13 protein-coding genes and 1 pseudogene are annotated in these 21745 nt (G+C 70.1%); 5 read left to right on the forward strand and 9 right to left on the reverse strand.

Features of this window, described 5'->3' with window-relative positions:
- Positions 1 to 70 precede the first annotated feature (70 nt).
- A complete protein-coding gene (locus tag G6038_RS05455; protein WP_165036364.1) occupies positions 71 to 2146 on the forward strand; it encodes a PhoX family phosphatase in 2076 nt (691 codons plus the stop codon).
- A gap of 63 nt (positions 2147 to 2209) precedes the next feature.
- On the opposite strand, the gene G6038_RS05460 is transcribed toward G6038_RS05455, so the two are convergent.
- The 9 genes from G6038_RS05460 to G6038_RS05500 all read right to left on the reverse strand — a co-directional run bounded on the left by G6038_RS05460 (position 2210) and on the right by G6038_RS05500 (position 16360).
- Complete coding sequence (locus G6038_RS05460; protein WP_165036366.1) at positions 2210 to 2929, reverse strand: haloacid dehalogenase type II; 720 nt, start codon at positions 2927 to 2929, stop codon at positions 2210 to 2212.
- A gap of 37 nt (positions 2930 to 2966) precedes the next feature.
- Positions 2967 to 4262, reverse strand: a complete 1296-nt coding sequence (locus G6038_RS05465; protein WP_165036368.1) for a helix-turn-helix domain-containing protein — start codon at positions 4260 to 4262, stop codon at positions 2967 to 2969.
- Entirely contained in the window at positions 4255 to 5682 is a 1428-nt protein-coding gene (locus tag G6038_RS05470) for an NAD(P)/FAD-dependent oxidoreductase (protein ID WP_165036370.1), read from the reverse strand. The genes G6038_RS05465 and G6038_RS05470 overlap by 8 nt, the downstream gene beginning before the upstream one ends.
- Positions 5679 to 7475, reverse strand: coding sequence for a DUF3556 domain-containing protein (locus G6038_RS05475; protein WP_165036372.1), 1797 nt, complete (start codon positions 7473 to 7475; stop codon positions 5679 to 5681). The genes G6038_RS05470 and G6038_RS05475 overlap by 4 nt, the downstream gene beginning before the upstream one ends.
- 88 nt (positions 7476 to 7563) lie before the next feature.
- Positions 7564 to 9024 (reverse strand): AMP-binding protein, encoded by a 1461-nt coding sequence (locus G6038_RS05480; RefSeq protein WP_165036373.1) that lies wholly within the window; start codon positions 9022 to 9024, stop codon positions 7564 to 7566.
- A 157-nt stretch (positions 9025 to 9181) separates the two neighbouring features.
- Complete coding sequence (locus G6038_RS05485; RefSeq protein WP_165036375.1) at positions 9182 to 10666, reverse strand: amino acid permease; 1485 nt, start codon at positions 10664 to 10666, stop codon at positions 9182 to 9184.
- A gap of 170 nt (positions 10667 to 10836) precedes the next feature.
- The gene (locus tag G6038_RS05490; protein ID WP_165036377.1) at positions 10837 to 12180 is read right to left on the reverse strand and encodes a permease; all 1344 of its coding nucleotides are present in this window, start codon (positions 12178 to 12180) and stop codon (positions 10837 to 10839) included.
- 158 nt (positions 12181 to 12338) lie between these two features.
- A complete protein-coding gene (locus G6038_RS05495; protein ID WP_165036379.1) occupies positions 12339 to 14300 on the reverse strand; it encodes a hydantoinase B/oxoprolinase family protein in 1962 nt (653 codons plus the stop codon).
- Complete coding sequence (locus tag G6038_RS05500; protein WP_165036381.1) at positions 14297 to 16360, reverse strand: hydantoinase/oxoprolinase family protein; 2064 nt, start codon at positions 16358 to 16360, stop codon at positions 14297 to 14299. The genes G6038_RS05495 and G6038_RS05500 overlap by 4 nt, the downstream gene beginning before the upstream one ends.
- A 111-nt stretch (positions 16361 to 16471) precedes the next feature.
- On the opposite strand from G6038_RS05500, the gene G6038_RS05505 reads away from it, so the two are divergent.
- The 4 genes and pseudogenes from G6038_RS05505 to G6038_RS05515 all read left to right on the forward strand — a co-directional run bounded on the left by G6038_RS05505 (position 16472) and on the right by G6038_RS05515 (position 21380).
- On the forward strand, positions 16472 to 18031 hold the full coding sequence (locus G6038_RS05505) for a PucR family transcriptional regulator (protein ID WP_206024319.1): 1560 nt from the start codon (positions 16472 to 16474) through the stop codon (positions 18029 to 18031).
- A gap of 28 nt (positions 18032 to 18059) precedes the next feature.
- Complete coding sequence (locus G6038_RS05510; RefSeq protein WP_165036382.1) at positions 18060 to 19610, forward strand: PucR family transcriptional regulator; 1551 nt, start codon at positions 18060 to 18062, stop codon at positions 19608 to 19610.
- A gap of 86 nt (positions 19611 to 19696) precedes the next feature.
- Entirely contained in the window at positions 19697 to 19987 is a 291-nt protein-coding gene (locus G6038_RS31145; protein ID WP_346772747.1) for a transposase, read from the forward strand.
- Between the two features lie 51 nt (positions 19988 to 20038).
- A pseudogene (locus G6038_RS05515) lies at positions 20039 to 21380 on the forward strand (ISL3 family transposase).
- The last annotated feature ends 365 nt before the right edge of the window (positions 21381 to 21745 follow it).

Raw genomic sequence — 21745 nt, forward strand, 5'->3', positions numbered from 1 at the left:
TCTCGTTCCCTTCACCTGGTTTCGGTCTCCTACGGTGCCCGCGTTGAACCGATTCGACGAGGGAGTACCTGTGAGTCCGAAGCCCCTGCCGCTGATCGTCACGCACGACGGCACATCGTCGCGCGCCGCCGTCACCTGTCGCTACAAGTGCGGCAACGCGTGTTCCCACGCGGTGCCCAACACCTCCGGGGGCGAGTACTTCGGTGACGTCGTGCGCACCGCACTGTCCCGGCGCGGTGTGCTGCGCGGCGGCGCGATGGCGGTTCTCGCGGTCGGTGCGGGCGGCGTGCTCGCCGCGTGTGCCGACGACGCGGGCAGCACCGGCGGCGCCACGACGTCGGGCTCGGCGGATCTCGGACCCGTGCCCACCGGCACCGACTTCTCCGCCGTCGCCCCGAACACCGACGACGTCGTGACCGTTCCCGAGGGCTACGACCAGGCCGTCGTGATCCGCTGGGGTGACCCGGTGCTGCCGGACGCGCCCGCCTTCGACATCGGCAACCAGACCGCGGCCGCGCAGGAGAAGCAGTTCGGTTACAACAACGACTTCGCCGGGCTGCTGCCCGTCGACGGCGTGCCGAACACCTACCTGCTGGTGGTCAACCACGAGTACACGTCCGAGCCGTTCATGTTCGCCGGCTACGACGCCGAGAACCCCACCGAGGAGCAGGTGCGCATCGGCTGGGCCAACCACGGGCTGTCGGTGGTGCAAGTCAAGGGCGAGGCCGGATCCGGGCGCCTCACACCCGAATTCGGTCCGTACAACCGCCGGATCACCGGCCTGACCGAGTTCGCCCTCACCGGTCCCGCCGCCGGAAGCGACCTGGTCAAGACCGCCGCCGACCCGACCGGAACCCGCGTGCTCGGCACCCTGAACAACTGCGCCGGCGGTCTCACCCCGTGGGGCACCGTGCTCTCTGGCGAGGAGAACTTCAACCAGTACTTCGCGAACGCCGAGAACGTCACCGATCCCGTGGCCGCCGAGCGACTGGCCCGGTACGGCCTCGAGGGCGGCGCCTCGGAACGGTTGTGGGAGCGCTTCGACCCGCGCTTCGACATCGTCGCCACCCCCAACGAGGTCAACCGGTTCGGCTGGGTCGTCGAGGTGAACCCGTGGGACGCGACGTCCGTGCCGGTCAAGCACACCGCGCTCGGCCGGTTCAAGCACGAGGCCGCGACGATCCACGTCACCGGCGACGGCACCGTCGTCTCCTACAGCGGCGACGACGAACGCTTCGACTACATGTACAAGTTCGTCTCCTCCCGCACGATGCAGCCCGGCATGTCGCAGGCGGCGATGCGGCACAACATGACGCTGCTCGACGCCGGAACCCTTTACGTGGCCAAGCTGACCGGCGATTCACCGGACGAGATCGACGGCAGCGGTGCGCTTCCCGCCTCCGGCACGTTCACCGGTTCGGGGGAGTGGATCCCGCTGCTGCGCACCGCCGAGGACGGTCGCGGCGAGTCCCTGGTCGACGGCATGACCGCCGAGGAGGTCGCCGTGTTCACCCGCCTGGCCGGGGACAAGGTAGGGGCCACCAAGATGGACCGGCCCGAGGACTTCGAGCCGAACCCGATGACCGGCAGGGTCTACGTGGCGCTGACCAACAACTCCAAGCGCGGCGAGGAGGGCAAGGCCGCCGCCGACGTGGCGAACCCCCGCAACAACAACAAGAACGGGCAGGTGCTCGAGATCGACGACGACCACGCCGGCACGTCGTTCACGTGGAGCCTGCTGCTGGTCTGCGGCGACCCGGAGGCCGCCGACACCTACTTCGGCGGCTTCGACAAGGCTCAGGTCAGCCCGATCTCGTGCCCGGACAACCTGGCGTTCGACCCGCACGGCAATCTGTGGATCTCCACCGACGGCAACGCGCTGAAGTCCAACGACGGACTGTTCAGCGTCGTGCTCGACGGTCCGCGCCGCGGCGAGACCCGGCAGTTCCTCACCGTCCCCGTCGGCGCGGAGACGTGCGGACCGATCGTGCAGGAGAACCGCGTCGTGGTGTGCGTGCAGCACCCGGGCGAGACCGACGACGCCACGTGGGACGCCCCGTCGTCGCACTGGCCCGACGGCGGCACCGCCCAGCCGCGCCCGGCCGTCGTCGCGGCCTGGAAGTCCGAAGGTCTGATCGGGGCATAGGCCGCTACACGGCCGGTGCGTCCTTTGGGCGGCTCCCACCGCCCGAAGGACGCACCGGCGCCGTCAGGCGCCCAGGCGGCGCGCCAGGTCGACCAGGTCGTCGGCGACCACGTCCCAGTCGTGTTCGGCGCGCAGGTCCGTGGTCTGGGCCGGGCCGTGTTCGGTGGACCGCGCGAAGAACGCGGTCTTCAGGCCGCAGGCGCGCGCGGCCGCCAGGTCCTCGTTGTGGGCGGCGCACATGCACACCTCGCCCGGCTCCAGGCCCAGGATGTCGGCCGTGCGCAGATAGGCCTCGGGCATGGGTTTGTAGGCCTGGGCGACCTCCGCACCGAGGATGGCGTCCCAGGGCAGACCCGCGCGCTTGGCGATATCGACCATCATGCCGACGTTGCCGTTCGACAGCGGCGCGACGACGAAACGCTGCTTCAGCCGGGTCAGCCCCTCGACGGCGTCGGGCCAAGGATCGAGCCGGTGCCAGGCGAGATTGAGCCGATCGAGATCGGCCCCCGGCACGGCGGCCGGATCGATGCCGACCGCACGCAGCGCCTCGTCCAGGTTCTCCCGGTGCAGCACGTCCAGCCGCATGAACGGTCGGGTGCCCGCACGTACCGCCTGCATCGCCGGCTGGTAGCGAGCCCGCCAGGCGTCGGCGAACACGACCGGCTCGATCGACTCGTCGTAGCGGGCCAGCAGGGGCGCCGCCTCCCGCGCGATGCTGGTGCGCCAGTCCACCACCGTGCCGAACACGTCGAAGACCAGTGCTTTCACCCCGGAGATGCTCATACGCCGCATCCTCCCAGAACCGCCGGGCCGGTGCGCGTCAGCGCAGCACCGCCGCCCCGAGGAATTCGCACGCCTGCAGCGCCAGCGCGATGTCCAGCTTGTCGTGCACCGCGGGCGCGCGGGTCGGGTCGCCGAGGGCCTTGTTGATCCGGTACTTGACGGTGTTGCGGTGCAGGTTCAGCCGCTCGGCGGTGTGCAGGTGGCTCTCACCGGTGGCGAAGTAGGTGCCGAGCGTGACCCGCAGCATCGCGGCCTGCTCGGTGTCGTCGGCGAGCGGGCCGAGTATCTCGCCCACCCACGCCCGCGCGGCGTCGAGGTTGCGGGCGAGCAGCGACACCACCGCGACGCCGCGGTCCCCGAACCCGATGACCCGTCGGGTGCACGTGGCCTGGGCCACCGCAATCGAATACGCAGCCTCGGCCTGTTCGTGCGAGCGCCGGAAACCGGCGAGGCCGGAACCGGGCAGCCCCAGAGCGAGGCGGCCCGCGGGATGGGATCGGACGACGGAATCGAGTGCTGTCGTGTCGATCGTCGGCCGGTGCCGATCGAACGGCAGCCACGCCCATACCGTGCGCCGGTCGATGGCGGTGAGGATCGGCGGGGCATCCGACCCGAGGTGCACCGCCACCGCGCGCACCAGCCGGTCCAGGGGATTGATCGCGCCGTCCGGGGATTCGGTGGTCGTCCAGACGATCACCCCGACATGGCAGCGGTCGAGCCGGTACCGGGTCTCCGCCTCGAACGCCGCGGCGTCGGTTTCGGATCCGTCGACGAGGCCGTGGATGAGGGCGGAGTGCACGTTGCCGCGCACGGCCGACCACCGGCGCCGTTCCTTCTCGTACGCGTCGAACACGTACAGGGTGATCCAGTCGATGTACCGGTAGACCACCGCGGAGATGTGCTCGATGACGTCGAGTGTCACCTGCGGCGGGAGGTTCATCGACCGCACCTCGTCAAAGCACAGCCGCATGAGGTCGTTCTGTCCCATGTGGTACGCCCGGACGAGCGAGTGCGACGGCACGTCGCGCTGCGCGAGCCGCAACGCATATTCCACTGCCGCCGTGGTGGGTTGGAGGTGTTCGGCGGGGATCTCGTTGGTGAGTACGTGGATGATCGTGGCGATGTTGCCGTGCACGCTCGCCTCGAGCAGCTCGACGAGGTGCGGATCCTCGTCGAGGTGGGCGATCTCCCGCGCCATCATCGCGGTCATGGAACGGCTGATCTCCCGCTGGCGGGCATCGAACCGGCGCGCGACCTCGGCGACGACGCGCTGAACCTCGTCGGCGGCCGACGGTGCGCCCGTCGACCGCCCCGAGACCACCGGATCAGCCACGGCCGGCGCTCCGCAGGTGCCGCAGCGCCGACTCCGCGGCGTTGTAGCCACACATCCCGTGCGCGCCCGCCCCGGGCGGGGTGGAGGCCGAGCACAGGTAGACCCCGGGTACCCCGGTGCTGTAGGGGTCCAGCGCAATTCGCGGCCGGAACACCACCTGCAGGTCGGCGTTGGCGCCGCCGATGATGTCACCGCCGACCTGGTTGGGGTTCTGTCGCGCGAGGTCGGCGGGCGCGGTGACCGCGGTGGCGACGATGCGGTCCCGGAACCCCGGGGCGAACCGCTCGATCTGGGCGACGATCGCGTCCGTCGCGTCGCCGGTGTAGCCGGCCGGGACGTGGGCGTACGCGTAGAGCGGATGCACGGAGCCGTGGGAGCGGGTCGGGTCGGCGACGTACTGCTGGCCGAGCAGCACGAACGGCCGCTCCGGCATGCGTCCCGTCGCGACGTCCCGTTCGGCCCGGGCGATCTCGGCGAACTCGCCGCCGAGGTGGACGGTGCCGGCCTTCCCGCATTCCGGATCGGTCCACGGGACGGGGCCGTCGATCGCGAAGTCGACCTTGAAGGCGCCGGGAGCGTGACGGAACCTGCGGTAGGCCTTGGCGATCCGTGACGGTACCGCGTCCCCCAGGATGCCGAGGGCGGCTTCGGGGGCGACGTCGAGGAGCACGACGTCCGCGGGCGGCAGGTCCTCGGCTCGGCGGACCCGGACCCCGGTGTGCACCTTGCCGCCGTGCTCCGCGAGCTGCGCGGTCAGCGCCCGCGCGATCGCTGCGGAGCCGCCCTCCGCCACCGGCCACCCGTAGCGATGGCCGGCAGCGGTGATCATCAGACCCACGGCGGACGTGGCGGGCCGGTCCAACCGGTGGTAGGCGTGAGCGGCGACCCCGCCGAACAGGGCACGTCCCTTGCGGGTGCGGAACCAGCGGGCCGAGGCCGTGGCGGGCAGCAGGGCCCGCGGCCCGAACGCCGCCAGCCGCAGCGGGTGCCGCGGGACGTTGAGCACCGGCCGCATCAGGTCCGCGGCGAGCCCGTCGAACCCGGATGCGAGGTCGGCGAACATCCGCCGCCACCGCGGGCCGTCCTCGCCGAGGCCGGCCGCGGTGACGTCGAGGGAGCGGTGCAGCAGGGCGGCCTCGCCCCCGTCGAGGGGATGGGCGCAGTCGATCTCCGGCCACCGCCACCGCAACCCGTAGCGCTCGAGGCCGAGGGTCTGCAGGTAGGGGGAGCCGGCGCCCATGGGGTGGAAGGCGGAGCAGTGGTCGTGGACCAGGCCGGGGACGGTGAGCTCGCCGGAGCGGGTCCCGCCACCGATCTCGTCGGCCGCCTCGAGAACCTGGACGTCCACGCCGCTGCGGGCGAGGTGGACGGCGGCAGCGAGCCCGTTGGGCCCGCTACCGACCACGACCGCCGTGCTCACGCTGTGACCTCCTGTGCGGCCGCCCGGTGGGCGCCCTCGCGGTCCATTGTCCACTGCACGTCGAACGGGATGGGCCCGTTGGGCAACCAGGGCTGCTCGGCGACGGCGTCGGCGACCCGGTAGGTGCCGCGTTCGATCACGCCGAGGGCCGCGTCGATCACCTTGTACTCCTGGGTGCCCTTGTGGATCGGCTGGGACTCGATCCAGGCGACGACGAACTCGCCGGGCGCGAAGTTGCAGCGCCGCTGGATCGCGGCGATCAGGTGCTCGTTGTGCAGGTGCCCGTCACCGAAGTTGAAGGCGACGATCGAGTTGCAGGAGAACTCGGCTTCGCGCAGGTCGTAGGTGTCGATGTCGTCCCCGAGGTGGCGCATCATCAGGGAGATCAGCGCCCGGCCCTGGCTGTGCATGGACCGCCAGCCGAGGAGCTGGTGCATCACGACGTCCGCGACGTCGGCGGGGTAGGTCGCGAGCAGCTGGGTGCGGGTGTTCTCGGCGGCCCGCACGATGTACCGGTTCAGCTTCTCCTCCGCACCCGGCGCGAACGCCCAGGTGGCCGAGGCCCAGTTGCCGGCGTACTGCCGCATCGACGGCAGGAACGAGACCAGGTCGGGGCGCAGGTTGCCGAGGACCGGGAAGAAGCACAGCGCGGCGGTGATCGCGCCCGCCAGCCACAGCGACGACATGTCGGTCACGGCGTAGCCGTCCCAGGCGGGGAAGCCCCAGAACAGGAAGACCGTGGCGTAGGCGAACAGCAGGTTCCATTCCAGCGGCACCGCGAGCGGGAACGTCGAGGCGATGAAGAAGTGGAACGCCACCATCAGCAGCACCGCGAGCAGCGTGATCGTGCGGTTGGTGGAGAACAGCAGCACCAGCGGGGTGACGATCTCGACGAACGTGCCGAGGACGTGGGCGACGCCGCTGCCGAGGTGCGAGGGCCGCAGGTCGTTCGGGAAGCTGCGGTAGTGCATGCGCTTGACGCGCTTGGACAGCATCCACGGGGTGTTGCTGATCATCGGCGGCACCACCATGGCGAAGTGGCGGCCGAACTTGGAGACGCCGGCGCCGACCCAGACGGTGACGATGAGCAGCTTGAGGGCGACGATCATGTCGACGAAGGGCAGGAAGGTGAAGAACACCATCGCCGGCAGGTACTGCTCGCTGCGGGCGGCGATGAAGATGACCTTGTCCCGCAGGCCGATCACGATCAGCAGCACGATCAGCGGCGCCACGACCGCGGGACGGACGAGGCCGGCGTTGTCGGCGACGAGTGCGTCGACGGAGGCGGTATGCACCCCCGGAAGAACAATGGCGACAAGCAGATTGGCGAGCAGGACGGCGTAGAGCGCCACGTCGCCGACGGTGCGGCGGTCACCGGACGTACCGGGCACCTTGCCCGGCCACGGTGGGAGCCGGATCGTCTCGGGCTTGAGCCAGTATCGGAAGCCACCGGTCATCGGCTTGAAGTGCCCGGCGAGCGGACCCCACGAACCGGCGAGACCGAGCGCCTCGAGCAGCACGGTCCACAGGATCAGCTTCTGGTAGACGATCGGCTGGTTCCACCACGACGAGACGTCGAGCCACGACAGGCCCGAGGTCAGCGTCGCCAGGGCGGTGCCGATGCCGATGTAGAGGAACAGCAGCTTGAGGATGTAGACGGTGTGTACCATCTTCGGCGTGCCGAATCCGTAGTCCACCCAATGGGTCGACATGGCCCGCAACCGATCCCGGAACGGGAGGTCACGGAACGTGGCAGGGTCGACTTCGGGGAAGTGGCCGGTCTTGAAACCCATGGGAATTCGCCTTTCGGGTAGGGGCTGCCGCCCCACCGGCCCGGGGCCGGCGAGTCGGGGTGAAGCGTGTGGTGTCTTCGGGGAGCGGTCAGGCGTGCACGGGAGCACCGTGGCTGCGCCGCAGGCCGGGTTTGTCGATCTTGCCGACGGGGTTGCGCGGCAGGGCGGCGACGACGTGCATCTCGGCGGGCACCTTGACCCTCGTCAGCCGCTCGGCGACGTGCGCGAGTAGTTCGGACTCGGTGACGGTCTGCTCGGGATAGGTCACGACGTACGCGACGGGGACCTCGCCGTACACCTCGTGCGGCGCGCCGATCACGGCGGACTCGAGGACCGCGGGGTGCGTGGCGAGGGCGTTCTCGATCTCCTTGGGATACAGGTTCTCCCCGCCGCGGATGATCATGTCCTTGATGCGGTCGACGAGGGTGAGGTATCCGTCCTCGTCGAGCCGGCCGACGTCGCCGGTGTGCAGCCAGCCGTCGACGACGGTGCGGGCGGTCTCCTCGGACCGGCCGAGATAGCCGCGCATCACGTTGGGGCCCTTGATGAGCACCTCGCCGGTGGCGCCGGCCGGCAGGTGCCGCCCGTCGGGTCCGGCGACGGCGATCTGCTGGCCGGGCAGCGCGGGGCCGACGGTGCCGAGCTTGCGGGGGCCGTCGATCGGGTTGCACGCCGACGCGCAGGTGCCCTCGGTGAGTCCGTAGCCCTCGACCACGACCAGGCCGAAGCGCTGCTCGACCCGGTCGAGGAGTTCCTTCGAGATCGGGGCCGCCCCGCAGATCGCGAAGCGCAGCGACGAGGTGTCCACCGGGGTGTCCTGCGGCTGGGAGGCCAGCAGGGCGTAGATGGTGGGTACGGCCGAGAAGTAGGTCGGCCGCAGCCGCGCCACGTCGTCGAAGAACCGGGCCGGGGAGAACCTGCCGGTGATGCTGAGCTGCGCCCCGGCCAGGATCGGCGCCAGGAAGCTGACCGCGATCGCGTTGACGTGGAACAGCGGCAGGATCAGCAGGCAGTGGTCGGCCTCGGTCAGCCGCAGGTGCGTGCGGAACGAGTCGGCCATGAACTGCAGGTTCGCGTGCGCGAGCTGCACGCCCTTCGGGCGGCCCGTCGAGCCGGAGGTGTAGATCAGCAGGGCGGTGTCGTCGGGCCGGGGATCGGCGCCGGCCGACCATCCGGCCGGCGGGGCGGTAGCCATGTCGTCCACGTGGATCGTCGGGCGGCCGCCCGACGGGGCGTCGGGACCGGCGCCCAGGACGAGTGCGGCTCCCGCATCGTCGATCTGGTACTCGGCCTCGGTTGCGGTGAACGCGGGATTGACGGGGGTGGCCGTCGCACCCAGCCGCCACGCGGCCATGAGGGCGACGAGGAGTTCGGCCCGGTTGGGCAGCATCACCGCGACGACGTCACCCGCAGCGATCCCGTGCCGCTGGAGTTGCGCCGCGAAACCGTCGACCCTGCGGGCGAATTCGGCGTAGGTGAGTTCCCGGTCGTCGTCCCGCACGCAGGGCCGGTCCGATTCGCGGTGCCACACCAGATATTCGATCGTCACTACCGTCGGTCCTCTCCTCTTGGCTGACCACAACGGTAGGAACGGGGATCACGTCCCGGCTACGGCCTCGCGGGCTCGAGTTCCGACGGGGTGTTGTCCTCCGAGCACAACTCCGCGCCGCCGGCTGTCGTGGCAGCCGGCGGCGCGGAGCGGATCGTCAGTGGGCCGGATTGCCCGAGGGCGCGGGTTGCGGCCCTCCGGGGCGCGGCTCCGCTTCGACGTGCATCGCCCGGGCCAGCGCCCTCTCCTCCGGCGGTGCGGCCCGTTCGCCGCCGCGCCGGCGCAGGTACCGGGTCTTGAGGTGGTACGCGGCGACGATGACCGCGAGCGCGATCAGCGACTGCACCAGTTCCGGGCGGGCGCCGGTGAACCACATGCCGACGAGGATCGCGACGATGACGGCCGTGACGACGACCGGCAGGACCGGGTAGAGCCACACCCGGAACTGCAGGATCTCCGGCGACGTGCGTTCCCAGCGGCGGCGCAGCACCAGCTCCGAGAGGCAGATCATGATGTACACGAACAGGCAGATCGCACCGGACGACGTGACCAGATACAGGAAGATCGTGTCGGGCCAGACGTAGGCGGCAACGATGCACACGTATCCGACGAACGTGCACGACAGCACGCCCTTCAGCGGGACCCCGCGGGAGTTGACGGCCGTCATCCACGCGGGTGCGTCGCGGTGGGCCCCGAGCACGAACAGCATGCGCGAGGCGGTGTAGAGCCCGGAGTTCAGGCACGAGAGCACGGCGACCAGCACCACGAAGTTGAGGATCTCGGCCGCCCCAGGGATGCCCAGGACGTCGAGGGCGGCCACGAACGGGGATTCGCCGACGACATAGCTGTCCCACGGGAGCATGGTGACGAGCAGGAACGTCGCGCCGACGAAGAACGCCAGGATCCGGAACACGACGGTGCTGGTGGCCCGGCGGATCGCCGCGGCCGGCTCCTTCGACTCGGCCGCGGCGATCGTGACGAGCTCGGCCCCCGTCATCGAGAAGATGACGGCGACCACCCCGACCATGACGGGGGTGAAGCCGTTGGGCAGGAAGCCGCCGTGTGCGGTCAGGTTGCCGAAGGACAGGTCGGCTCCGGGCCAGACGCCCAGCACGTAGAGACCGGCCAGGACGAGGAACGCGATGATCACCGCGACCTTGATCCCGGCGAACCAGTATTCGGCCTCCCCGAAGTTGCCGACCGACAGCAGGTTCACGACGGTCATGATCAACAGCAGGCCGGCGGCCATCAGCCACAGCGGCACGCCGGGGAGCCAACGGGCGAGCAGGGTGGCCCCGACCACGGCCTCGATCCCGACGACGACCACCCAGAAGTACCAGAACAGCCAGCCGGTGGCGAAGCCCGCCCAGTTGCCCATGGCGTCGCGGGCGTATTCGGTGAACGAGCCGGTGCAGGGCTTGGCGACGGCCATCTCCCCGAGCATGCGCATGACCAGGAAGACGATGAGCCCACAGATCAGGCAGGTGAGGATGGCGCCGGGTCCGGCCTGGCCGATGATCGCGCTGATCCCCACGAAGAATCCCGCGCCGATCACCCCGCCCATGGAGAGCATGGTGAGATGGCGCTTCTTCAGCGCGTGACCCAGGGTGTCGGACCTTTCGGCCGGTGGATCGGTGTGCACGGCACTCCCTTCGAGACCTGGTGTGCGGCGCCGTCGTGTGCCGGTTCCGGCGTCCCGGCGGCGCTGTCGCTCGGATGGGAGAACACTATGGCCGCGATGTGACCCACGACATGGCCGCTGCGTACAGGGGCCGGTGTCACGCTCGCCATGGCGGCGATTGTCCGCCGGATTCAGACCGGTTGCGGCGCGTCCGGCGACGCTTCGTCGCCCGACGGCGCGCGATGCGTCACGCGTGCGCGCGGGGTGAGCAGCACGTAGCTGCCCGCGGCCAGGAGCACCGTCACCACCGGGGCGAGCTGCGCCCATGTCGCGCTGACCTGCTGCGCGGTGAGCGCGATGCCGGCGACCGAGGAGATCAGCCATGCCAGCGCCCCACCGGACGCGGTGCGGGGCACGGCGTGGCCCCGATCCCGCAGCACGTAGACCACCGCGATCGCCACCCACGCGGTGATCAGCACGCCCTGCCAGGCGAGGGCCTGCAGCAGGTACCCCAGCACGTCGGTGAGCATGAGCAGGTATGCGAGCACGGCGGTGACCACCACCCACACCGCTCGGGGCACGTCGATGCGCAGTGCTCGGTGGACGAACACCTGGAGGTTGGTGGAGGCGAGATAGAAGTTGGCCGAGTTGATGCGGGTCTGGGACACGATGATCAGCAGCACCCCCGCGAAGCCGAGGGAGCCGACGACCGCCTCGACCACGCCGGTCTCGGTTCCGGCGATGTCCCAGGCGCCGAGGAGATAGAGGCCGACGAGTCCGTTCACACCGAAGGTCAGCGCGTAGAACACCCAGCCGAAGGTGACGGTGCCGTGGAAGGCGGCGTCGGTGCGGCGACCGAGTCGCGCGTAGTCGAAGGTGTACATCATGAGCACCCACACGCCCATGTAGACGAGGTAGGCGGTGAGCCAGCCCGGAAGCGGACCCGATGCCACCGTGGCGGTGAGCCATCCGGTGGGGTAGCCCTGCTGCACGGTCGCGGCCACCACGACGGCGACCATGCCGACGAGGTAGAACGGCAACAGGATTCCGTTGAGCTTGTCGAGCCACGCCGCGACGCCCCCGATCACCACGGGAATCATGTACACCGTGCACAGCAGGTACCACAGCCTGATGTCGCCGCCGAAGTACTCCTGCAGCGCCACCGCGACGATCGAACCTTCGAAGACCCCGTAGTAGAGCGCGGTGGCCGCGAACAGCGCCGGGGCGAGCAGTGAGCCGACGGCGCCGAACATGCGCCGGGACAGCAGCTCGACCGACAGGCCGGTGTGGATCGCATACCGGGAGAGCACCAGATTGACCACGCCGAAGGTGGCGACCGAGGCGGCCATCCCGGCGAGTGTGGCCGGTACCCCGACGGCGCCGGCCGAGGCAACCGCGACGTAGAGCCAGAACATGGCGCTGAACATGGCCCACCAGGCCATCGTCAGCGACCAGCGGGACAGACGCCCGGATTCGGGCACGATTTCCCGCTCGGCGGGGGATCCGGGAGCAGATTCGGTGAGGTGATCGGACATGGGGTCGCCTCTCGGGGGGGGAGGGAATCCGAACCGGCGCAGGGGCGCACGACCGCCCGCAGCACCGGGGGCGGGAGGTTCGGCAGGGGAGCTTCGAGGGAGAACGAAGAACGCGCAACCCGTTGCGGGGCAGCGATATCACTGCCCCGCCCGGGAGTTCAGGACCAGTGCGCGACGGAGCGCGTCCGCAGCAGATCGCGGAACTGGGCGGTGGTCGTGGGCAGCAGCTCGCCGGTGCCCCAGTCGACGATCACGCCGTAGCGGCGCACGAGATCGAGCATGGACAGCTCACCGCTGCGGTAGCGGCCGGCGACGGCTTCGGGGTCCTCGTCGAGCCAGCCCTTGCGCGACACGCGGATCTCCTCGCGGAGGCGCTCGGTGGCGTCGTGGTCGAACTCGTAGCGGTCGACCTCGGGATCCACCGGCACGACGACGACGCCGTAGTCCAGGGCGGCGCGCTCGACGGAGACGTATCCGTCGATCACGTCCTCGAGCACGGCCTCCGGGTCCCGCTGCAGCGGATCCCCGTAGCCACCACCGCCCGCCGACGGCCGCTCGAACGAATCGCCGGACTGGACCGCAACATTCGAGAACACGGACCCGAGGAAGCGCTCCTCGGGGGTGCCGCGGTTGAGCCACACACCGTGCGGGATGGACGGCAGGCCGCCCTCGATGCCCCAGGTGACCGAGCGGGAACGGTCACAGCAGTACGACATCACGCTGTTGTCGCTGTCGGTGAGGATGCCGCCCTTGGACAGGCCGCACCCCCCGCGGTATTCCCCGGGTCCACCGGAATCGGTGATGATGGCGTGCTCGCTGGTCAGCACGGGGGTGAGGCGTTCCTGCCCCTCGCACGGCTGCACGGCCAGGCCGATACCGAACACCGGTGCGGTGGCGCTCGATCCGTCCTTCGAGCTGCGTCCGCCCCAGCCGCCGGCCATCCAGTCGTACCACATGAAGAACGGCCGGTCTTCGGTGCGGGCGTCGCGGCCGCCGACGAGCAGGTACTCGAGGTTGAACGAGCACGCGATGGCACGGGAGGGCACGACCTTCGACCACAGTTCGAAGATCGCGTTCATGATCTTCTCGTACGGGCCGGAGCAGAATCCCGTCACCGCGTGCGGCCAGCCCGCGTTGACGACGGTCCCCTCCGGTCCGAGGTCGGTGCGGATCGCGTTGTACAGGCCCGAGTTCAGCGGCACGTCGGGGAAGAACGACTTGGTGCCCGCGACGATCCCGGAGAACGCGGTGCCGTAGCCGCTGTTGAGGAAGCTGGCGACCGCCGGTGCGCTGCCGGTCAGGTCGTAGCTGAGCTGGTCGCCCTCGATCGTCATGGTGACGCGGATCGGGACGAGCCCCTCGGGACGCGCCGGATCGGAGTCGAGGTAGTCCTCGGTGGTCCACGTGCCGTCCGGCAGGTCGGCGACCCGGCTGCGCACGATGCGCTCGACGTAGTCCTGGACCTCGCGCATCGCGTCGGTGACGGTGCCGCGTCCGTATTTGTCCACGAGGCGGTGGATTTCGCGTTCGCACACACCCGTGGCCTCCGCCTGGGCGTGCAGGTCGCCCATGCTGATCTCCGGCGAGCGGGTGTTCGCGACGAGCAGTTTCGCGACGTCCGCCAGGAATCGGCCCTCGTGCCACACCCGGACCGGGGTGATCCGCAGGCCCTCACCGAAGTGCTCGGTGGCGGTCACGTCGAACGATCCCGGCACGCTGCCGCCGATGTCGGCCCAGTGACCCTTGTTCTGCGCGAAGGCGATGAGGACGCCGTCCGCGAAGATGGGCCGGACGAAGCTGACGTCGTTGAGGTGGGTGCCGCCCCGGTAGGGGTCGTTGACCATGAAGATGTCGCCGGGGTTGATGTCGGAGCCGAATTCCTCCAGCACGGCCTTGCACTGGAAGTGGAGGGTGCCCACGTGGACAGCGATGTCCTGGCTGCCCTGCATCACGGTGTTGCCCTCGGCGTCGCAGAGCGCGGAGGAGAAGTCCCGCGAGTAGATGACGAACGAGTAGCAGGTGCGCAGGATCTGCTCGGACATCAGATCGACGGAGGTGGCGAACGCGTTCTTGAGGACCTCGAACGTGACCGGATCGAGGGTGGGGGACGTGGTGGTCATCGGGTCTCCTGAATGTCGATGCGGATATTCGCCCACTCGTCGATCGTGGCGGTGGTCCCCGGCGGAACGACGGTGGTGGAGTCGAGCTGGGTGATCACGGCCGGGCCGGGGATGCGCGTACCGAACTCCAGTGTGTCGCGGTCGAAGACGGGCGTGTCGAGCCGGCCGCGCGCCTCGTCGAAGTAGACGTTGCGCCGCTCGACGGGCGCCGGTTCCGCGGTGGTGGGTTCGGAGGTGCGCGGGAAGTTCGGCTTCGGCGTGGTGCCCACCGCGCGCAGCCCGATCTGGTAGATCTCCACGGGCGTGTCGTCCCGCCGGAACGAGTAGTCCCGTTCGTGCTCCTCGTGGAACCGCTCGACGGCCTCCGCGAGGAAGCCGGGGCCGCTGCCGGCCGCGACGGTGAGCGAACGCCACTGCCCCGCGTAGCGCATGCTGATGTGGCGATCGAGGACCATCCGTTCGGGTTCGACCCCCTCGTGGCGCAGACGCTGCGTGCCCTCCTGCTCGAGCCGCAGGAATTCGCGCTCGAGCGTGGTGGTGTCGACCTCGTCGACGCGGCCCTGGAACATGGCCGACAGGTCGTGCCGGATGTCGACGAGCAGGCACCCCTGCGCCGAGGTGATGCCCGGATGGGGCGGCACCACGACGGTCGGAATGGACAGTTCCTTCGCGAGGGCCGCGCCGTGCAGGGCGCCCGCGCCGCCGCAAACGACGAGGACGAAGTCACGCGGATCGTAGCCCCGGCGAATCGACAACAGCCGCACCGCATCCGCCATGTTCGCGTTGGCCACCTGGATGATGTTGCTCGCCGCGGTGTCGGCGTCGAGACCCAGCGGTCCGGCCACGCTCTGCTTGATCGCGTTCTCCGCGGCCGCCACGTCCAGGGTGAGGCCGCCGCCGATGAGGGCGGTGCCCAGGCGACCGAGCAGCACGTTGGCGTCGGTGTTCGTCGGCTCCGTGCCGCCGCGCAGGTAGCAGGCGGGCCCGGGGGAGGCGCCGGCCGACTGCGGCCCGTTGCGCAGCGAGCCCGCCTCGTCGAGCCAGGCCAGCGATCCGCCGCCCGCACCGATGGTGAGCACCTCGATGCTGGGGAAGGAGATGGGGAAGCCGTACTCGACCTGCCACTGCTTGGTGGTGCGGACCTCGCCGTCGTAGACGAGCGAGATGTCGGTGCTGGTACCGCCCATGTCCAGGCCGATCGCGTTGGGGTATCCGCAGCGGGTGGCGATGTCGGCCACGGCGATCGCGCCGGCGGCGATGCCCGAGGCGGCGAGCCGGACGGGATACTTCTCCACCATCGCGGGCGTCATGGAGCCCCCGCCGGAATGGAGCAGGAGCAGGTCGCCGTCGTATCCGTCGGTGCGCAGCTGCGCTTCGAGCCGGTTGACGTACCCGCTGACCAGGGGTGCGAGCACGGCGTTGGCGACGGTGGTGGAGGCGCGGTCGTACTCGAAGATCTCGGGGAGGATCTCGCTCGAGGTGGAGACGGCGACGTCGGGCAGCTCGGCCTCGAGCAGCGCCCGCACGCGCTGCTCGTGAGCGCTGTTGACGTAGCTGTTGATCAGGCACACCGCGACGGTCTTGATGTTCTTGCGGCGCAGGATCCGGGCGATCTCCCGGACCTCCGACTCGTCGAGCGGGGTGACGACCTCGCCGGCGTAGTCGATGCGTTCGGTGACCTCGTACCGGTCACGGCGGCGGATGTAGGGGGTGCCGACGTCGACGTACGTGTCCCACAGCTCGTCCTTGGTGCCGTCGCGGATCTCGAGCACGTCGCGGAACCCGCGGGTGGTGACCAGGGCGGCGGGCGGGAAGTTGCGGGTGATGAGCGCGTTGGTCGCGACGGTGGTGCCGTGGGAGAACAGGGTCACCTCGGTCAGGTCGATGCCCGCGGTGCGCACACCGTCGATCACGGCGCGCATGGGATCGTCCGGGGTCGAGGGGACCTTCGCGATGCGGGTGGTCGATGCGCTCTCGTCGAAGATGCACACGTCCGTGAAGGTGCCTCCGACGTCCACGGCGACGCGCAGGTGGGGATTGCGGGATGTGATCATCGTCATACTCCTGGGTCGGGTGGAACTCAGTATTCGGCCTGGTCGCGAGGCCATCAATTGGAGAAAGTGAATCGAGTTCCCCGAATCGTTGGAGATTTTCACACCGGAGGGAGAAAGATGTCGGGCATGCTTCCGGACCGTTTCCGGCTCGTCGACCTGCTGCTCGAACCCGACCTCGGGCTCCGGCTGGCGACCGATGCCGACCCCAACGTGGGGATCACCGGCGCGCACCCGATCGAGATCGAGAACCCGACCCGGTGGCTGCGGCCGGGGTCGATGATGCTCACCACCGGCTCGCGCTTCCCCGGCCACGAACACCCGCAGCAGGCCTATCGCGAACTGATCCGCGAGCTCGTGGGGTCCGGCATCGCCGCGCTCGGGTACGGCGTCGGAGTGATCACCGACGACGTCCCCCGGCCCCTGCTCGACGAGGCCGAGCGCCATCGGTTCGCCGTGGTGGCGATCCCGCCGGAACTACCGTTCATGGAGGTGGTCGGACGCGTCAACGCCGCAGCGCAGGCGCAGGACTCGATGCTGCTGCGCCGCACGCTGCAGATGCAGAACCACCTCCTCGAGGCGATGACGGCCGAGTCCCCGGAGGCCGACCTCGTGGCCCGGCTCGCCGGGCTGCTCCGCAGCAGCGTGGTCCTCTACAACGAGGTCGGCGACGTCGTGGCCTCGGCGGGCGGCGCGCCGGTGCACCTGATCCGCAATCAGCTGCGCGGCCGGGACGGCCGGCTGCTGTTCCGGGTGGGTCGATGGTCCGTGAGCGCGCACTCGATCTCGCCGGGCGGCCAGCACTACTGGTTCGCCCTCGCGTCCAAGAGCAACGAACTCACCGACCCGCTCACCGCGCCCGCCGTCGAGGTGTCGCTGAGGCTGCTCAACACGATCGAACGCACCCGCCAGCGCGCCACCATCGAGAACCGCGCGCGGCACGCCGCGCTGGTGCGGGCGCTGGCGTCGGGCGATCCGGCCGAATCCGACACCGTCCTGGACCAACTCGAGATGCTGCGGTTCGGCCCCGAGCCCGATATGCGGATGCTGGCCCTGTCCGCCGCACCCGACTACGACAACCGCCGATGGGTGTTCCGGGCGAACTCGCTGCTCGATGCCGTCGAAACGGACGTGTCCGGGCTGGCCCGCGACATCGGGCTGACCCTGCTGCTCGCCCGGGGCGACGGGGGCCTCGTCGGAGTGGTCCCCGCCCGGGCGGAGGCTCTCGATTCCTGGTCGAACAACCTTCCGCGGGGGTTGACGTGCGGCTCGAGCGAGCCGTTCACCGATCCCGCGCGCGGGCCCGACAAACTGCGGGAGGCGCGCTGGGCGCGACGGGCCGCCGAGCGGCTCGGACGCACCGCCCAGCGCTTCGAGGACGTGAGCCTCGCGGACTGGTTGCTGGCGGGCCGCGACCCGGGGCCCGCCCTCGAGCGCGCCACCGCGGTCCTGACCCCGCTGCTCGACGGCCACGACGACCTGGTCGATTTCCTCGTGCTGCACCTGGCGCGGGACCTGGACGTGGGGCGCACGGCGCGGGAGCTGAATCTGCATCCGAACACCGTGCGGCACCGGGTGAAACGCGTCGAGGACATGCTGGGCCGGTCCCTGCGCTCCCCGCGGGACGTCACCGACATCAGCCTGGCCCTCGAAGTCCTCGCCGAACACCCCACCTCATAGCCGCCCGGTGCGGGGAAGGATCGTCATCATGGCCATCACCGTGCGTCGGCTCACGACGCTGCCGGAGCTCGGGCTCACTCTCGTGGCGGGTCGCGACGGCGCCGACCGTGTCATCGAGTGGGCGCATCCGATCGAGCTTCCCGACCCCACCCCGTGGCTCTCGGGGGGAGAGCTCGTGATGACCACCGGGTTGGAGATCGGTGCCGGCGCCGACGAGCAGTTCGCGTACCTCCAGGGCCTGGTGGGGGCCGGCTGCGTGGCCTTGGCGTTCGACACCGGCACCCGGTTCGACCGCGTGCCCGACGCTCTGCGCGCTGCGGGTGACGCACTCGGGTTCCCGGTGCTCGCCGTGCCCGCCTCGACCCCGTTCATCGCCATCACCCGGGCGGTCATCGACGAACTGACCGCCGACCAGGTCCGCGCGGTGCAGCGGGTCGTCGATCAGCAGGAGCGGCTGGCCCGGGCGACGCTGCGCGGGGGTGTGCCCGCGGTCGTGACCGCGCTCGGTCAGGCCCTCGCCGGGGCCGTCGCCGTCGTCGACGCCGACGATCGCGTGCTCGCCGAGTACGGGTCGGACACGACGCGGGCGGTCCGGCATGCGCGCGCGGTGGCGGAGTCGGCGTCCCGATCTCCGCGGCGGCGGCAGCTGAGCAAGGTGCTGGCCGACGCCGCGGGGCACTACACCGTGCAGAGCATCGCGGCGGCCCAGGACCTCTACGGATACCTCGCCGTCGGCACCGCGGAACCGCTCCCGCCGGCCGACCGTCTGCTCCTCGCCCACGCCGTGTCGCTGATCTCCATCGAGCTCGGCAAGCCCGCGAAGGTGCAGAGCGCGGAACAGCGCCTGCGGGCCGTCGTCACCCGGACGCTCTTCGACGCACCCGAACGCATGGACGCCGGCCTGCTCCGGTACTTCGGGTTCGAGCCGACCGACACCGTCGCGGTTGCCGTGCTGACCGAGGTCGGTCCGCTGCTGCCGGCGGAACGGCAGGTCGGCGCAGTCCTCGCCGCGGAGGGCGTACCCCACCTGACGGCCTCGGTCGGTGCGGATGTCGCCGTGGTCCTGCCGGCCGACCGGGCCCGCGAGACCGCGACCCGGGTCCAGGACCGGGTCCGCGCGCAGCTCGGCCGCCCGGTCCGGTGCGGGCTGGGCGGTCCGTGCGCCGTGACGGACGCGAACACCAGTGTGCAGCAGGCCCTCTCGGCGGCCCGGGCAGCGCGGGACGGGGGCCGGACACCAGTGGCGTTCGCCGAGCTCGGCACCTTCTCCGTGTTGCTGGGCATGCAGGATCCGGACGCGCTGCAGGCCATCGCCCGCACCGGCCTCGAGGCGCTCGATGCCTACGACGAGAAGCACGGGGCGAGCGGACGATTGATCGAGACCCTTGCGGCGTACCTCGAGCACAACGGCCAGGCCGAGAGCACCGCCGTCGCCCTGGGCATCCACCGGCACACCCTGCGCAACCGGCTCGCCCGCATCACCGAACTCACCGGCCGCGACCTCGACTCGATCCACACCCGGGTGGAGTGGTGGCTGGCCGTCAAGGCACGGGAGATGCTGAACGGCCGTGGTGGATAGGCGCCGACGGTGGGGCGGGTCCCTTGCCGACCTGAAGCCGGCTTTCGAGGCGGCCGGTGCATGCATTCGCGTGGTCACCGTAGTCGGTGCAGACGATCGTTGCACCCCAGCCGGCGAGAAGCGGACGTATCACCGGCCGCCACGGACTCAGTCGCAGCGGTGACCGTGGGGCAAACAGTGCGCTCCACATCGTCACGACCGTCCGGACGAGGCACCACCGGGCCACTCGCGACCACGTCGAACGCCACACCGCAGAGGGGCTCAGCATCGAGAAATCATCCGGCACCTCGAGCGCTACATCGCCCGCGAGATCTACAGTTATCTACCCACGTCGACGGCGAGCAATTCACGGCTCTTCGCAGTGGGTAGGGGCGTGATGTTGTCCGACCCCGTGCCGTGTCGGTGAGTGAAAAAGGGCCCGCGCCCTTGTGAGCCGGGTGTTCTTCAGGCAACCAGACCAGCAAGGAGCGCGGGCATGCTCCACGGTGGTTCACTGCTGCTCGATCTCGACGGCGTCGTCGTCGAATCGGTGCGGCGCGTCGACGACGGCAACCGGATCGTCCGGCTCGGCACCGACCCGCGGTGGGTCGGGGTGTGCCCGCAGTGCGGGCAGACGTCGGCGCGGTCGACGGGCTGGGTCACCACCCGCCCCGCGATGTGCAGGTCGGCCCCGACCGTCCCCGGCTCGAATGGAGCATGCGGAAATATTTGTGCGCCAACAGCGTCTGCGATCGCAAGGTGTTCACCGAGTCCGTGCCGGGCATCCCTCCTCGCGCTCGGGTCACCCCGCGGGCGAAGACGATGATCGCCGCCGGTGTCCTCGACGACGACCGTTCGGTGGCCGGCCGTCGCCGCCGAGTACCGGTGCGCCTGGCACACCGTCCACGATCGGGTCGTCACCGTCGCCGACACCGCCCTCCCCGACGAACCCGAGCCGGTGCGCGTGCTCGGCATCGACGAGTCCCCCAAGGACTACGTCCAAGGAGGGCCCCCCACCGCCGCGGCAGGGCCTGCTTGCCCAGGTCACCGGCCGCAGTGCGGCGACGGTGCTCGACTGGCTGCACGCACGCGACGAGCAGGGGCGACAGCAGATCGCCCACGTCACCATCGACCTCTCATCGGTCTACGCCAAGGCGGTACGCGAGGCGTTGCCGCGTGCCGAGCTGGTCGTCGACCGGTTCCCCCTGGTCGAGAAGGCCAACGAGGTCGCCCGGGCGGTGCGCCGCCGGGTCACCCAGACCCACTGCGGTCGGCGCGGCCGCAAGAGCGACGTCGAATGGATCAACCCACGCCGGCTGCTGCGCGGCGCCGAGACCCTCACCGACAAGCAAACGCACTGAGCTGTTCACCAAGCTGCTCGCCGCCGACCCCAGCGAGGAGATCGCCGCTGGGGTCCCACCCTGGACGAAGTCCTCGGGGAGGATCGCCGAGGAACTGCTGCGCAACCTGCTCACGTGCACCGGCCGCGATGGGCTCGCCACGAGATCCGTGCCACGCTGTACCGGTTCTACAAGTTCTGCGCCGCCTGCTCGGTGCCCGAGGTCACCGCGCTGGCCCGCACCGTCGAGACCTGGCCGAACCCCACCATTCGGGCGATCGAGACGGGCCTGTCGAACGCGCGCAGCGAAAGCTTTGGGCCGGATCGTCAAGCACGTCGGGCGGATCGCGTTCGGGTTCCGCAATCCCGACAACCAGCGACGCCGGGTACGGTCGGCCCGCACCCGCCCCTCCCGGCGGAGCACACCCAGCCGGCATCAATGCCACTGCTAACTGCGAAGCCAGATATCCGTTGCCCGAGATGGGTCACCGTCTGCTATTCGGGCCGCGAGCGCGAAGAAGCTCGAGATCCGTAAGAGTAGGGGAATAGCATGATCAAACAATCGCTCGTCGAACTCGAAAAGCGATGCGTGAGTAAGACGGCCGTGCGGATTTTTTGGGCGCTTATGCCAACGCAACACAGTTGCCCATATTCGAGTTCACCGCAGAGGTCGCCTGCAGGGGCTTGAGCAACCACGCCCGACACAATGCTCCCGGGCGGCAAGCACACAGCCGTCGGCTTGAACGCTGGGCTGAGGGGCATGGCTGAGCAACTGGACCAAGACTGGAACATCGCAGGAGATTTCGGCGCGCGTGGG

Origin of the sequence: Rhodococcus sp. 14C212 (assembly GCF_011058195.1) — a bacterium.
In the GTDB taxonomy this organism is placed as follows: Bacteria; Actinomycetota; Actinomycetes; order Mycobacteriales; family Mycobacteriaceae; genus Rhodococcus; species Rhodococcus aetherivorans.